This window comes from Leptolyngbya sp. 7M, from assembly GCF_018128485.1.
The window spans coordinates 410,718-425,400 of record NZ_CP070897.1 but is presented as its reverse complement, the minus strand read 5'-3'; the positions used below and the strand labels follow the sequence as shown (position 1 = coordinate 425,400).

Sequence of the window (14,683 nt, the reverse complement as noted above, 5' to 3'; positions counted from 1 at the left end):
TAAAAGATCATCTATTAATATCAGGTAGTATTAGGAATTTCCCGCCGACTTATTCCGCAATATTTCCGTGTGGCGGTCGATGAGCTCCCTAGCGGCATCGATCCCGGTATTTCTGAGCATATAAACACGAACCGCAGTGTCGATCAGTGTCGCAAGGTTTCGCCCGGAGCTAACAGGCAATATATACTTCGTGATCCTAACCCCAAAAATATCTTGGTCGAGAGTTTCAAGTCCTATCCGCTCTATCTCCGCTATTTCTGACCATCGCTGGAGTTCAATGCACAGCTCCAGCCGAATAGAGCCGCATACAGCCGAAACACCGAACAGATCTCTTAAATTAATGATGCCAAGACCGTGCAGTTCCAAAAACTCCTTTGTAAGTTCCGGAGCCGTTCCTTCGATGCTGTCGCCTATCCGGCGTACCAATACCGCATCATCTGCAACCAAGCGATGTCCGCGTGTTATAAGATCAAGAGCGCATTCAGACTTGCCGATACCGGAAGGTCCCGTGATCAAAACTCCTATGCCATGCATTTCAAGCAAAACACCGTGTATCGTCGTTTCAGGAGCAAGAAGTCTTTGCAGATGCTGTGTTATTTCTGTTATTGCACGGGAACTAAGCAACGGTGTCTGAATCACTGGGATTGCATAGCCTTCAGCAAATTCTATCAGTTCGACGGGCGGTTGAAGTTCTTTGGTAAGGAGGATGCAGGAAATTCGATCAGGATCCAAGCCAGAGAATGCATTTTGCCGGCCTTCCTCTCCGAGCTTCTTTAGGAAATCGATCTCGCTCTGACCAATATTCTGAATGCGGCCTTTATGAATGTAATCCGGAAATCCGGACAATGCCAATCCAAACTTTTGGATACGATGTGAATCGAGCGAGCGTGAATTGATCCCACTCGCTCCGCAAACGATCTTTAATGGCAATTCAGGCGGGGCAGTTCTTAGAAACTCCTCCACAGTGATCTGCCGTTCGCCGATCAATGTTCTTTGTTCCATCAAATCAAGGTTGGATCAGGCCATAGTTTCCGTCGCGCCGCTTGTAGATCACCGCAACACGTTCAGTTTCAGAATTCCGAAAGATCAGGAATTGATTCTCCTCGTCTTGAAGTCGAAGAGCTGCTTCTTCCGCGGTCATCGGCTTCACACCATAACGTCGAGCCTCGATTATACGTGGACCGGAAGGTGCGGGACTCACATCCTCTGCTTTTTGGATAACGGCCGCGGCCTTCTTAGCCTTATGAGAGCGATCTATGACCTTGTTCTTCAGCTTCAGAGCTTGCTTTTCAATCTTTGAAATTGAATCCGACAAGGATCGATACATATCCGGGCTTGTTGATGTTGCGGTAAGCGAATCGTTTCGCCAATTAACGATTATCTCCGCTCTATGCCGCCCTCGTTCGACCTCAATGATCACATGAGCTTTGATGGGCTTTCCATTAAAAACATGGTCGATTTTCGCAAAGTGATCTTCAACATGGGCTTTAAGTGCGGGCGTTACTTCAAGATGTCGGCCTGAATATTCAAATTTCATATAGTCACCCCCGGATCATCAGTTAAATTATCAATGGATAAACGTCAAATGACGGTCTTTCGTTCACGCGAACCGGGAATATTCATCTGGTCACGATATTTGGCAACCGTCCTTCTCGATAGCTTCACACCTTCTTTTGAGAGTATCTTCACGATTTGTTCGTCGGTCAAAGGTTTTTTCGAATCCTCTTCTTCTACAAGTTTCTTGATCCTCAACTTCAGAATTCGCGTTGAAACCTCTTCGCCTTCTTCGTTCATCATCCCTTCGCTGAAGAATCTTCTCAGCTCGATCACACCTTGGGGTGTATGAGCATATTTCCGATTCACGACTCGCGAGATCGTAGATAGATGCATCCCGATATCTTCCGCAACATCTTTCAACATCATCGGCTTTAGGTACTCAACACCTTTATCAAGAAATTCGCGTTGCCGCTGCACAATACATTCAACAACCCGATATATCGTTTGTCTGCGATGCTCAATATTACGTAAGAGGTCAACAGCAGAGCGAACCTTCTCCTTTATAAAATCTTTAGTTTCTTTCGACGTTTCGTCCTGTCCAAGCAACTGATGATACGAAGGGCTTATTCTGAGACGCGGACTTCCGTCGTCCACAAAATATATGACGTATTCATCGTCAACCTTTTCTATATAGACCTCAGGCGCTACAAATATCGCTTCATCGGAGGAAAAGCGGCGCCCGGGATATGGATCCAAAAGCCTTATCTTTCCTATCTCTTCGTTAAGTTCGTGCAGGTCTTTGCCAGTTGCTTTAGCTAGATGCTGCAATCTATGCGGCTGAAGATCTTCCAGATGATCACGAACCAATTCAGCCGCAAGAGAGCTTGACTCTCCCGTTGCTTCAAGTTGAGCAAGGATACATTCCTTTACATCCAGAGCCCCACATCCAACCGGGTCGAGACTCATAACTGTCTTACGACCTCTTTCGGCAGTCTCGATGTCACACCCGGCAAGACCGGCAATTTCTTCGACGCTCGTTGAGAGGCGTCCATCCTCATCCAGATTGCCGATCACGTTGCGGGCAGCTGATATCTCTGCAGCTGAAAGATCAACCAAGTTCAACTGCCACTCTAGATGCTCGCTAAGCGATACTGAATGCGAAAGAAACTGCTCGAAGCTGGGTGCATCATCCCTGTACTCGATCTCCTGAGTCTTGTATCCGGGATCCAAATAATCCTGAAATTCCCTTCCGAAATCAATCTCCTCAAAAGAATCGCCCGACTCCTCGTGTGCTTCCTCAGATAAAGACGTCTCGTCAGAGCCATTTAAGGCAGTTCCTTCAGGCAAGGAGATCTCGAATATATCCGCGTCTGAACCGACTCCTGCTCTACTTTCTAAGTCTGGGACTTGATGGTCTTGGTCAACTTCGCCGGCAGCGTCATGATCGAGGATGTTATCTGTTATTTCTTTCACCTCATCTCCGGGCATAACCTCTTCTAAGACCGGATTGGCTACCATCTCCTGTTCGATCAGCTCCTGGAGTTCCATCGATGTCATTTGCAGCATCTCGATCCGCTGACGGAGCTGCGGCGTCAGGACCATTCTTTGCTGTAACTGGGTTGTTAATCTAAGTGATGACATTCGATAGTAACGATCTCACTGATCAGTTGGCTTTAGGAAATTATAAGTCCTTTGTAAATCAAATGAAAAAGAGATTTGGCTAGAAAGTGAAGCGTTCGCCCAAATACATGCGTCTTACCTCTTTATCCTCAACAAGTTCAGAAGGTATTCCGGAGCGTAGCAATCTGCCCTCTGCCATAATATAAGCGCGATCAGTGATCCCGAGGGTTTCCCGGACATTATGGTCGGTGATCAATATGCCGATACCTTGCTCTTTTAGATAAATGATCAGCTGGCGAATATCGTCGATCGCGATAGGATCGATGCCCGCGAAGGGTTCATCCAACAGAATGTAACGGGGGCTTGTGGCAAGGCACCTAGCGATCTCTACCCGTCTCCGCTCTCCGCCTGAGAGAGCATCGCCGCGAGTACGTCTAACATGCTCCACCCCAAATTCTGCCAAAAGTTCCTCAAGTCGTGCGAAACGGTCAGGGCGCGAAAGATCTGTGGTTTCAAGAATGGCTAAAATATTCTGTTCTGCAGAGAGTTTTCTAAATATCGACGGTTCTTGAGGAAGATATCCCAAACCTAAACGGGCCCTCAAATACATCGGCAGTTTCGTCACATCCTTGCCATTAAGAAATACGGTTCCACTGTCAGGCCGTTCCATGCCTGATATCATATAAAACGTAGTAGTCTTTCCGGCTCCGTTTGCACCGAGTAGTCCAACGATCTCTCCTTCCCTTACGACAAGATCAACATTATCGACAACCCTTCGCCGACCGAATGACTTTTCCAATCCGAATGCCGCCAGACAGCGGTCATCGACCGGCCGATGTGTGCCGGAGCCATTTGATAAAGGTTGTAGAGCACTGTCAGAAGACAAGAAATACCTATGAACGACTATTTTAAGTCAGTTTCCTCTGAGTTTATGAACGGAGCGGATCCTCCCTGTTGGATTCGCATTCGACTTGCCTGTTGCAACCACGCGGTCGCCTTTGAGATACATTGTAAATTCTGATCCTCGCGAACTACCCTTTGCAGTGTCGTCCAATGTTGCAGGGTCGCCACGAAGATACACCGTCTCATCGGCCGCCACATATTTCGCAAAAGTACCGGTGGCACGCCTACCCGGCTGGGTTATTACTACATTGCCTTCGATCTCAGATCTGCTGACCTCATTATTCTCATCAAGAAAAAAATTCGCCGAATTTCCGGTCAGCCTATCAGAACCGCGACGGATATCAACATTATTCTCGTAACGAATAAAGTTGTCATCGCGCCTATATTCCATTCTGATTGAGGCGGCGTGAATTGGGTCTGCTGATGCACGCTTTGCCTGATACAACATACTCTGGACAGAGCCTTCCGCCAGCAGGCGCCCTTCTCGCTGGAGGATCGTGATCCGGTCGCCACGAACGTAGTTCTCATCCTGCCAGCCCCGAGCATTTCCTTTGTAAACTGCGGTCTCGGTTCGATGGTCGATGTCGGCCGAATCAGAGGTTATGAATACTGGCCGTTCGGAGCTGGAGAACGGAGCGGAATCACTTACGGCCTTTCGGTTGTAGTATGTCATAGAAACCTTGCCTCTAAAATACGATCTCTCGTCGCGTGTAAACCAATCGATTTCCGTCGCTCTGGCTCTTGCTCGCGAGTCCCAGACGGTCGGATCACTACCGCGAAGCCGGATCACTCCGTCTGATTCACTGTAAACAAAATTATTTGCTATCGTCAAGAGATCATTCGTTGCGCGCGACGTGTAAACCGGGCCATTGAATCCCAGTTTTACAAGACGCGGCAAATATCCAGTATGGTCAATGTGGGCATGCGTGATAAGGACAGCATCAAGCGAAGTGGGATCGAACGGCGGTTCCTGCCAGTTCCGCTCGCGAAGCTCTTTTAATCCTTGGAACAACCCGCAATCAACAAGCACGCGGTGGCCATTTGATTCAAGAAGGTATTTCGATCCGGTAACGGTTCCAACGCCGCCCAGAAATGTAATGCTTGCCATAATGTTCAAGAGTTTAGCCGCACATTGCACTGCCCAAAGTTGAAACAGTATCGTTTTTTCAGCAATGTCGACAATGATCCCACAAGAAAAGGTCAGTGCAAATATTCAGTTTTAGTCCACTCAGTATCATCACGGGTCTCTGATTTTGTTATCAGCTTTCGTTCAATTGCCTGTGAGACCAACTGCTTAGGAGTTTCCCCGTCCTGCCAAAATGTGGCAGCTCCCATGTTCAGCCCTATACGGATCGAATCGTGTTCATCAACCTCAAACTCACTATCCATAAAATGTTTTGAAAGGCGCAACATTATCTCGCCGGCGACTAAGTCCGTTGCCGTCGGGAGCACCAGAAGGAACTCGTCCGCCTCACTTCGGGCAAGAAAATCCATACGGCGCAACTCACTGCGAATTCCTTCAGAGACAAATCTTAATATGCGATCTCCATGTTCACGACCGTGCACACTATTCAACCTATCAAAGTGTTTGATATCTATCGCGATAACGCTAAGCGGACGTTCGCCACGCAATCGCTGCGATTCTGCCAGTTGATTTTCCAGCACCATAAAGAACGCCCTTTCATTCGGCAGGTCAGTCACCGGATCGGACAAAGCCGTGGCAACTGTTCTCTCAGAAGACATAATGCCGAGAAAAAGAGGTGAGATCCGCGACGCAATGGTTTCCAGTAAGGAAACAAACTTTGGGGGCTCGAATTCTTGTTCGAAAAAGAACTGGACGACGCCAAATGCCGAGCCTTCATGCAGGAGCGGAACAGCAGCAGACCCCGAAAATTTGTTTTGGATATCCTCAGCGAGCAGAGCCGCAGAGGCGTCGATGCCCTTCTCCATTTCAACTTCTCCGCTTAGGAAGGACATTCCGGCAAGGCCATCCGCAAGGTCGATCCCGTCTGATCTAATATCAGTGTCTCTTAAGCCGATCTTTTCTATGATCTGGAAAGTTCCCTTTTCCCTTTCAGCCAGAAGAAGCAAGGCTGCAGAATGCGGAACTATCTCGTTGATCCTGGTTGAGACAAGCTGAAATAGCTCTGGCGAATGTAAGGAAGTGCCGAAAAAATTCCGGGCGTCGTCTATCGCATCAAGCCGTGTAACGAAATCTGCCTCAACATCTGCCTCATCGGATCCGATGTCCGCCATCTGTTGACGAGACCTTCCAAAAGCCCAAATGCATATCACGGCATAGACCGCCGCAAGCAACGAAAGAGATAATACTTTTGCCTCGACACGTATACTTGATATAGCAAGGGCATAGGTAACTAGCGGTGCGAACAATCCGAAAGCGGCAAGAAGATATGCCGGATAGGCGGGCGTGTACATCTCGGCTGCCGAGTTTCGCAAATGCGAGGGTTCCTTCATAAAGAGGCGGTGATCGCGGGGTTGGCTTCCAACTAAACTTAGCGTAGAAGCCCATAAAAACGATAGCTTGTTCGGTGTCCATTCGTCAATATTTACCGATTTTTGCGGCCTTTTCGCCGGAAATTGAAAAATCACCCCAAAAAGTCGAAAAATATGCAAAAAAGTTTGAAAAAAATGGCATTTTGCCCCTGTTTTGGGTTGACTTCATGCTTGGCGATTCCTATATTGGCGTTTGCTTCAAGAACACTTTGAGATTGAGGCAAACTGCGCCCGGCGCAGTTAAAAGCAAAATAAATTAGATCTAATCTTTGAAGAAGACAGGAGACTTGAATTAGTTATGAAAAAGGTAATTGCACTTTCGTCAGTTTTGGCTCTCAGTGCACTTGGACTTGCTTGCGGTGACGCTGCAACACCGGCAAATAATACTGCCAATAAACCAGCGAACACCACAAACGCTACAACAACCAACACGACCACTACTAACACCACCACGACGACGACGACCAACACAACAACGTCGAATGCGTCGAACACATCGAATAACGCAACTTCTAACGGAAAACCTGCGTCGTCGAATGCTTCGAGCTCGAACGCTTCTGCAAACAGCAGCGCTTCGAATGCGAACAAGCCGAAATAGTGTTGGTCGGCTAATACGTCAGAATGGACACCTGATCATTGATCCTGGTGTCCTTTTTCCTTGGGACGACCTACTCAGCTAATGACGAAAAATCGGTATTTTGGGGGTTGACTAACTCCGCTCAGCTATTTATATTGTCCTGAGTTCCACAATTCATTGTTTGGGACCTTTGATCGAGGAAAGACGATCAGAAGTTTGCTTGATTAACGTTAATCTTTGAAGAAGACAGGAGAAACATCTAAATGAAGAAATTGATCGCACTTACATCCCTTTTGGCTTTGGGTGCTTTGGGTATGGCCTGTGGAGACACTCCGACGGCTAACAACACGGCCGCGAATGCAATGGCAAATGCTAACAAAGCCGCACAGGACGCTGCTAATCAGATCTCGAATGCAATGCAGCAGGTTGCCAACCAGGCAAATGCTGCAGCAAACGCGGCTAAGGAAGCAACTAATGCTGCTTCGGATGCTGCAAAGAGCGCTGCTAATGCTGCGACCGACGCTGCGAAAACAGCTGCCAATGCTGCTGCTAACGCAGTAAACAAGCCCTAACTGAAATTAGTTGGCATAAATGAAAGAGACGCAGTGTATATACATTGCGTCTCTTTGCTTTGGTGAATTGCTCACGGGATCGAAATACTACTTTTCTGGATCCAGATCGTCTCCTTACTTTAGCAACTCTCGGAATTCTTCAACCGTCGTAACCGGCCGCTTGCAAACAAAACCTTCACAAACATATGCCGTTGGTTCACCATTCATCAATTCCCTTCCCCTCATTAGCGGAGGCTCAGAAACTCCTTCTTCCGAAACAGCCACGACCTTGAAAGGCCTATAGTCTTTCCAAAGCTCACGTTCAAGGTCATTACCTCGCCTGCCGATCAACGCGAGCTCCTGCACATCTGCGAACATAAATTCTGCCGTTGAAAGTGAGCGCCCGAACCCGTTGGGAAATCGCCGTATCTGTTCGGCAGATAATCGTAAGATCGTCGATGCAAATCTCTCATACTTTTCCTCGCCATAAAACTTCGCCAACCGCAGCATAACGTCTGCCGCAACAGAATTGCCCGATGGCGTTGCGTTATCGTATAAGTCTTTGCTGCGAACAATAAGCTCCTCGTGGTCGTGCGAAGTAAAGAAGCAACCGCCGTTCTCCTCATCCCAGAAGTCAGAGATCATACGATCTGTAAGATCGCGTGCCGACCGCAGATAAACCGTGTCACCGCTGATCTGATACAGTTCCAAAAGCCCGTCAGCTAAATTCGCATAATCCTCAATGTATCCATATAGTTTTGCTTTGCCATCCTTCCAGGACCTTAAGACCCTTCCGTCGTGAACCAATTCCCCGAGCAAAAAGTCGGCATTCTTTACTGCGGCTTGAAGGAACCTTTGATCATCAAAAATCGCTGCAGCTTCGGCGAATGCGGCGAGCATAAGACCGTTCCACGCTGTAAGAACTTTCTCATCTCGAAATGGTTTGACGCGACTTTCCCGATGCTCGAACAGTTTCTGTTTCTCGTTTTGGATGTTTTGTCTTAATTGTATAGAGCTTGCTGTATACGACGGCTCTTTTATATTTAGAATATTCTTGCCCTCAAAGTTCCCTTCGGAAGTAATATCGTAGTATTTGCAAAATTCGGCAGCTGCTTCTTTGCCAAGGATCTCCACTACCTCCTCCGGTGTCCAGACAAAGAACTTGCCCTCTTCGCCCTCGCTGTCGGCATCTTGCGAAGAATAGAACCCACCTTTTGCATCGGTCATTTCTCGGAGAACATATTCCAGTGTCTCAACGGCAATACGCTTGAATAACCCGGCCTTCTCCGGGTTTCGGTCCGCATAGATCTGATATAGATGCAGATATATCCTGATCAGCTGAGCGTTGTCATAAAGCATTTTCTCGAAATGCGGTACAAGCCAGACTGCATCTACCGAATAACGATGAAAGCCTCCACCGAGCTGATCATAGATACCGCCGCAGGCCATCTTTTCTGCAGTTTTAGCGACCATTTCAAGTGCGTTTTCATTCGCGGTCCGCTTCCAGTAACGAAGTAAAAATTCCAGCGACATCGATGGCGGAAATTTCGGAGCACCGCCGAATCCGCCGTTCCGAGCATCGAATGTCCGTGCAAAGCTTTCGAATGCCAGGTCCGAGATAGCATCATCTATAGGAGCTAGTGAACCACCGATCACAGATGGGGCGGACATTCGCCGTAGTTCTCCGATGATCTCGTTCGCTGAATGGAGTAGCTCAGCGCGTCGTTCGTTCCATGCCTCTGCAATGCTTAGCAGTATCTGCTGCCAAGACGGCATTCCATATCGCGGATGCGGCGGAAAATAGGTCCCGCCAAAAAAGGGAAGTTTCTCCGGTGTAAGAAATACGTTCATCGGCCAGCCACCGCGCCCAGTCGTTACCTGAACAAAGCTCATATATATCTGATCGACATCCGGCCGCTCCTCCATATCCACTTTTATGTTTACAAAGTGCTCGTTCTGAATTGCTGCCACGGCCTCATCTTCGAACGACTCATGTTCCATGACGTGGCACCAATGACATGCGGAGTAGCCAATACTCACCAAAACTGGCTTGTCCTCAGCCTTCGCTCGCTCAAACGCCTCCTCGCTCCACGGATACCAATCCACCGGATTATGCGCATGCTGAAGCAGATACGGCGACGTCTCATCGATCAGCCGATTCGTATATTTCTTATTTAAGTCCATACATCAATTGTTTCACGCATGGGAGAATTTTTGAAACATTCCCGGACATCTGATAGAATCACCCTTCCGCTATGACCCCGCGTTGTGTCGCAAAACTCCGTCCTGCAGCGAAACGCGCCGATCTTTTCGGCGGCGATTAATTTTCTCCATGTTGCATAATTCGCGTCGACTTTGCTCGACAAGGCTGACGGGTGTTCCCGTTTCCATAACATTAAGGAGAGAAGAATGACACCGACAACAGATCTACAAAGACCGATAATAAAAACAGAGCTTCCCGGCCCGAAGGCCCAGGAAATAATCAACGCCGACCACCAGTTTGTAACGCCAAGTTATCCACGGCCGGATTATAAGCTAGTTGCTGAGAAAGGATATGGTGTTTGGATCGAAGATCCTGACGGAAATGTCTTCCTAGATTGCAATGCAGGCGTTGCCGTTTGTTCGACCGGCCATTGCCACCCCGAGATCGTCGGAGCAATACAAAAACAGGTCAGCGAGCTTATCCATCTTTGCGGAACTGATTTTTATTACCGGCATATGCCTGAACTTGGCCGAAAACTTGATCAAATAGTTCCGATCGATGGTCCGACGAAAACACACTTCGCGAACAGTGGTGCCGAAGCTATCGAGACCGCATTAAAGCTTGCGATGTACCATACCCGACGCCAGAAATTCGTATCCTTTTATGGATCTTTTCACGGACGGACGCTCGGCGCGCTTTCGCTCACATCATCGAAGAAAGCACAGCGGCTTGGATTTATGAGGCAAGCGCTGGACGTGGTGCATATTCCATATCCAAACAAATTCCGCCATTTCGCTACAGACGCACCGAGCGACGAGGCAACTGTCACTCGCGACGTCATTAACTGGCTCGAGAACCGTGTTTTCCAAACAACGACGCCCCCTGAAGAGGTCGCCGGCATAATCTTGGAAGTAGTTCAGGGTGAGGGCGGCTATATTCCCGCTCCGACTGCATTTGTAAAAGAACTCAGACAGATCTGTGATCAGCACGGGATAATGCTTATCGTTGATGAGGTCCAATCAGGAATGGGACGAACGGGTAAAATGTTTGCTCTTGATCATCACGATGGCGTCAAAGCAGACATCGTGTGTATGGCAAAAGGTATTGGTTCAGGAATGCCGATCGGTGTTTGCACGGCAAAGGCGGACATTATGAACTGGCATAAAGGGGCACATGCCTCGACCTTTGGTGGAAATCCCGTAGCGATTGCCGCAGCATTGAAAACAATAGAGTTACTCGAAGGCGGATTGGTTGAGAACGCCGCGGATGTCGGTGGATATCTAAGGTCCGGCCTCGAAAAATTAAAAGAGAAACATAAATGCATTGGCGATGTTCGTGGCTTGGGAATGATGCTTGGAGTAGAGTTCGTGAAACCTGATGGTTCGCCAGATCCCGAACTCCGCGACCGTATCGAGATGGCTTGCTTTAACAAAGGGCTCATCATTTTAGGATGCGGGACCAGCACCATTCGCTGGTCTCCGCCACTGATACTGACAAAGGCCAACGTCGATGTCGCCCTGGAGATATTCGACACAGCCATCTTGTCGTCAATTTGATCATCCTCAAATAGTAAGCAGAAAACCGAAGGCTTATTGCTGCTGATAAGAAAAATTTTCAAACGGCAGCAATAAGCAACAAATTTCCACTCACTAATAAGGAGTACTGTACCAAGTTGAAACTCCCTTCTCCGCCCTCGCTGACCAAATTAATGTTAATAATTATCAACAATATGAGTATCAACAATATGAGTCAGATATAACGTTTATGATCACAAGTCTCGACCCTATCTCATATCTATCTTCGAAACCTTGTGATCTTAATACCCTTTTCTTTTTCTTAGTTGTTTTTCATCTTCATATTCTAAGCCATGATCTCCCTTCTATGAATGTTTATTAGGTAACATATGGATAACCGTGTTATTTCATAGACTTTTAAAGGATTTGGTGCGTCTAACTCACAGGTTAAGTGATATTATCGCGAAACCTGCTTTCGTGCATTTTGAAAAATGTACACGAGTCCGATGTTCAAGGACCTTACGGATGAACAACTTGTCGCCTTGGCCGTGGGCGAGGACCCGGATGCTTTTGGCGAGATCGTGAGGCGTTGGGAGCGAAAGATCTTCGCCCTCTGTTTCGGTATGCTTACGCGAGAAGATGAGGCTCGCGACGCTGCCCAGGAAACTTTCATCGCGGCATACCGGAATCTGAAGAATTTTCGCGGCGAGGCAAAAGTTTCCTCATGGCTGCACCGGATCGCCGTAAACCAATGTTTGACGACTAAGCGTCGCAACAAGATCCGTTCAGAAGAGTTTTTGGATGAGGAGACAAATGAAGAAGAACGTATATTTCTCGCACCGGCCCGATATTCGCCGGCGAACTCTGCTGAGCAAACAGAACGTCTTGGCCACGTCCGTCGTGCTGTGGGCTCGCTTCCGACCGAGCTTCGACAGGTGGTTGTGATGAAAGAATTCGAGGAGATGACTTTTCAAGAGATATCGGAGACGCTGGAGCTTCCGCTTAGTACGGTAAAAAGCAGGCTTTATGCTGCATTGAAGCAGTTGAGGTCAAAACTGGAACGCCTGCCTATGGAGGTTGCCTAAAATGGGGAATGAGCTAAGACTAAGTGAAGCATGCATGAATGACGAATTGCTGGTTTCTTATATTTACGATGAAGCAACTGCGCAATCGCGTTCTCAGTTTGAGGAACATCTTCTCGATTGCGAATCATGTCGAGATGAGTTCGCGGGTTACGCAATTGCTCGCTATTCCGTCGTTGAATGGCGGCAGATCGAGTTCGATCCAATGCCGACACCATCCATCGTGGTTCCGACCCGATCACAAAGCCCGGTCGCTGCATGGTTCTCTGCTCTAGCCTCCGTTTTTTCTACGGGTCCGCGTTTTGCGACCGCCGGGGCGTTCGCAGCACTTTTGGCATTCATCCTTATTGGCTTCTATTTGAACGGAACTAAAACGTCTGAGATTGCGGTGCTGATTCCCGAATTGGAAGGATCTTCCATAACTAATACTGTTCCCGATAGTCCAAAGATGGTCAGTGGCCCTTCTTCACGCAATGAGCAAGATCCAATATCACCGATCGCCGTGGAGACCGTGAGAAAAGTTGATCTAATGAAAACTTCGAAGGCGAACGTTAGACCCAACACCATTCCGCGCCGGAGTGTATCGCGTGATGTTCTTATAAAACAAACCTCTCGAGAAGGTATTCAACAGCCACAGTCGCTTAGATTGAACGATTTTGAGGATTATTCTGACACGAGTTTGCGATTAGCCGATCTGGTCGCCGATATCGGTTCAGATGAGTAGTTTATTTATGTTTAGCACCCATTTTCGCTCGTACGTACTAATTGCATCATTATTTCTATTGGTGGCAGGCGCTTCAGCACAAGATCCGTCGAACCAAGGCGAAAACCAACAACCAAGGCCGCCCGACCGCTTTAATTTTCTGCGTGAACTCGGTTTGAGCGCCGAACAGATCCGGGAGATCAGGCTTTTGAATGCCGGAATAAGAGAGCGACGGGAAGCCGCACAGGAGCGATTGCGGAATGCTATCCGCAGCCTTGATCAGGCTATTTACGCAGATGAAGTAGATGATATTTTAATCGAAACCCGGATGGTTGAAATGCAGACGGCACAGGCTGAGATCGCACGGATAAACTTCGAGAATGAGTTGGCTGTCCGAAAGATCCTTACACCGGAACAATTGACCAAATTCCGCGAGCTCCGTCGCAGAGCAAATCAGATGCGTGACGAGATTATCCGACGCCGTCAGGACGGCCCACCGAACAGATCCATGCGTCGTCCGATAAATCAACCATCCTCAAATGGTTTGCCGACAAGTACGCGTCCGGAGATTCGCAACCAGACGCCCCAGCGTTCACGTCCCTGATCGCCTCGAATTGTTCAATGGCTAACTGAGGTCTGTGGTTCCCCACAGGCCCTTTTAGTTTGGTTTATCACATTCTTCGGTATAACATTTAGGTGTTCTACAGTTTTGGACTGCCCAAGTTCCGCCGATAAATGGACCCGCTTACAAGGTTTCTATTCGCCCTTCAGGAGATCAGCCTTCTAAATTGGAGGTGGTTCACCAGCCTGTTCAGCAAACCACGTTACGGGAGCGAGATGATCCGACAAATGGACCTGATCGGTGTTGGCTCTCTTCCGATCGTTCTCTTGACCGGGTTCTTCACGGGAGGTGTTCTTGTCCTTCAAACAGTACCGACCCTTCGTGCATATGGAAGCGACAGCCTCACGGGCCAGCTTGTCGCGACCTCACTCATACGTGAATTGGGTCCCGTTCTTTCTGCGTTGATGGTTAGCGGACGCATCGGTTCGGCGATCTCTGCCGAACTCGGTTCGATGGTAGTTTCGCAGCAAATCGACGCAATGCGGGCACTCGGAACAGATCCGGTGCGCAAGTTAGTTGCCCCCAGGCTTGTCGCTCTTATTTTTATGTTGCCATTGCTAACGGTCGCCGCTGACATCTTCGGATTGCTTGGCGGTGGAATAGTGGCAAAATATCTCTACAACTTGGATATAAACATATTCATTCAATCTGTTAGGGACGGTATCTCAACCTCTGACATAATCGGCGGCATCATAAAACCCTTATTCTTTGGTTTGGTGATCGGTTCTGTTGCTTGCTTCAAGGGGCTGAGCACGACCGGAGGAACCGTTGGCGTCGGAAAATCCACTACAGATGCGGTTGTCGTGGCTTCTATTTGGGTCATCATTTTCGATTTCTTTCTTTCCAAGGCTCTCCAATACCTTCTCGACATTGGCAGTCTGTAGAAAATATAATCTT

The 14,683-nt window shown here is 48.2% G+C and carries 15 protein-coding genes; 7 read left to right on the top strand and 8 right to left on the bottom strand.

Going from position 1 to position 14,683, the window contains the following annotated elements; genetic code table 11:
* Positions 1-30: 30 nt before the first annotated feature.
* The 6 genes from hprK to JVX88_RS02035 all read right to left on the bottom strand — a co-directional run bounded on the left by hprK (position 31) and on the right by JVX88_RS02035 (position 6,495).
* The gene (gene hprK / locus JVX88_RS02060; protein WP_211625276.1) at positions 31-1,002 is read right to left on the bottom strand and encodes an HPr(Ser) kinase/phosphatase; all 972 of its coding nucleotides are present in this window, start codon (positions 1,000-1,002) and stop codon (positions 31-33) included.
* Positions 1,003-1,006: 4 nt separating this feature from the next.
* Positions 1,007-1,537: a ribosome hibernation-promoting factor, HPF/YfiA family gene (hpf, locus tag JVX88_RS02055; protein ID WP_211625274.1), complete on the bottom strand. Its 531-nt coding sequence runs from the start codon at positions 1,535-1,537 to the stop codon at positions 1,007-1,009.
* Positions 1,538-1,581: 44 nt separating this feature from the next.
* Positions 1,582-3,138 (bottom strand): RNA polymerase factor sigma-54, encoded by a 1,557-nt coding sequence (gene rpoN / locus JVX88_RS02050; RefSeq protein ID WP_211625273.1) that lies wholly within the window; start codon positions 3,136-3,138, stop codon positions 1,582-1,584.
* Positions 3,139-3,217: 79 nt separating this feature from the next.
* Positions 3,218-4,003, bottom strand: a complete 786-nt coding sequence (gene lptB / locus JVX88_RS02045; RefSeq protein WP_315875319.1) for an LPS export ABC transporter ATP-binding protein — start codon at positions 4,001-4,003, stop codon at positions 3,218-3,220.
* Between the two features lie 27 nt (positions 4,004-4,030).
* A complete protein-coding gene (locus tag JVX88_RS02040; RefSeq protein ID WP_211625272.1) occupies positions 4,031-5,128 on the bottom strand; it encodes an LptA/OstA family protein in 1,098 nt (365 codons plus the stop codon).
* Between the two features lie 92 nt (positions 5,129-5,220).
* Positions 5,221-6,495 (bottom strand): GGDEF domain-containing protein, encoded by a 1,275-nt coding sequence (locus tag JVX88_RS02035; RefSeq protein ID WP_211625271.1) that lies wholly within the window; start codon positions 6,493-6,495, stop codon positions 5,221-5,223.
* Between the two features lie 74 nt (positions 6,496-6,569).
* On the opposite strand from JVX88_RS02035, the gene JVX88_RS02030 reads away from it, so the two are divergent.
* Positions 6,570-6,794 (top strand): hypothetical protein, encoded by a 225-nt coding sequence (locus JVX88_RS02030; protein WP_211625268.1) that lies wholly within the window; start codon positions 6,570-6,572, stop codon positions 6,792-6,794.
* Here JVX88_RS02030 and JVX88_RS02025 read toward each other — a convergent pair.
* Positions 6,775-7,122: a hypothetical protein gene (locus JVX88_RS02025; RefSeq protein WP_211625266.1), complete on the bottom strand. Its 348-nt coding sequence runs from the start codon at positions 7,120-7,122 to the stop codon at positions 6,775-6,777. The genes JVX88_RS02030 and JVX88_RS02025 overlap by 20 nt on opposite strands.
* 252 nt (positions 7,123-7,374) lie before the next feature.
* On the opposite strand from JVX88_RS02025, the gene JVX88_RS02020 reads away from it, so the two are divergent.
* Positions 7,375-7,683: a hypothetical protein gene (locus JVX88_RS02020; RefSeq protein WP_211625264.1), complete on the top strand. Its 309-nt coding sequence runs from the start codon at positions 7,375-7,377 to the stop codon at positions 7,681-7,683.
* 114 nt (positions 7,684-7,797) lie between these two features.
* Here JVX88_RS02020 and JVX88_RS02015 read toward each other — a convergent pair whose 3' ends face one another.
* Positions 7,798-9,846, bottom strand: coding sequence for a thioredoxin domain-containing protein (locus JVX88_RS02015; RefSeq protein WP_211625262.1), 2,049 nt, complete (start codon positions 9,844-9,846; stop codon positions 7,798-7,800).
* 225 nt (positions 9,847-10,071) lie between these two features.
* On the opposite strand from JVX88_RS02015, the gene JVX88_RS02010 reads away from it, so the two are divergent.
* The 5 genes from JVX88_RS02010 (at position 10,072) to JVX88_RS01990 (ending at position 14,670) form a co-directional block, all read left to right on the top strand.
* On the top strand, positions 10,072-11,421 hold the full coding sequence (locus JVX88_RS02010; protein ID WP_211625260.1) for an acetyl ornithine aminotransferase family protein: 1,350 nt from the start codon (positions 10,072-10,074) through the stop codon (positions 11,419-11,421).
* 449 nt (positions 11,422-11,870) lie between these two features.
* Positions 11,871-12,464 carry an RNA polymerase sigma factor gene (locus JVX88_RS02005; protein WP_211625258.1) on the top strand — a complete coding sequence of 198 codons (594 nt, stop codon included), beginning with the start codon at positions 11,871-11,873 and terminating at the stop codon, positions 12,462-12,464.
* A 34-nt stretch (positions 12,465-12,498) separates the two neighbouring features.
* Positions 12,499-13,185 (top strand): anti-sigma factor family protein, encoded by a 687-nt coding sequence (locus tag JVX88_RS02000; RefSeq protein WP_211625256.1) that lies wholly within the window; start codon positions 12,499-12,501, stop codon positions 13,183-13,185.
* Positions 13,186-13,246: 61 nt separating this feature from the next.
* Positions 13,247-13,768, top strand: a complete 522-nt coding sequence (locus tag JVX88_RS01995) for a Spy/CpxP family protein refolding chaperone (RefSeq protein WP_211625254.1) — start codon at positions 13,247-13,249, stop codon at positions 13,766-13,768.
* 131 nt (positions 13,769-13,899) lie between these two features.
* Complete coding sequence (locus JVX88_RS01990; RefSeq protein ID WP_211625253.1) at positions 13,900-14,670, top strand: MlaE family ABC transporter permease; 771 nt, start codon at positions 13,900-13,902, stop codon at positions 14,668-14,670.
* Positions 14,671-14,683 lie beyond the last annotated feature (13 nt).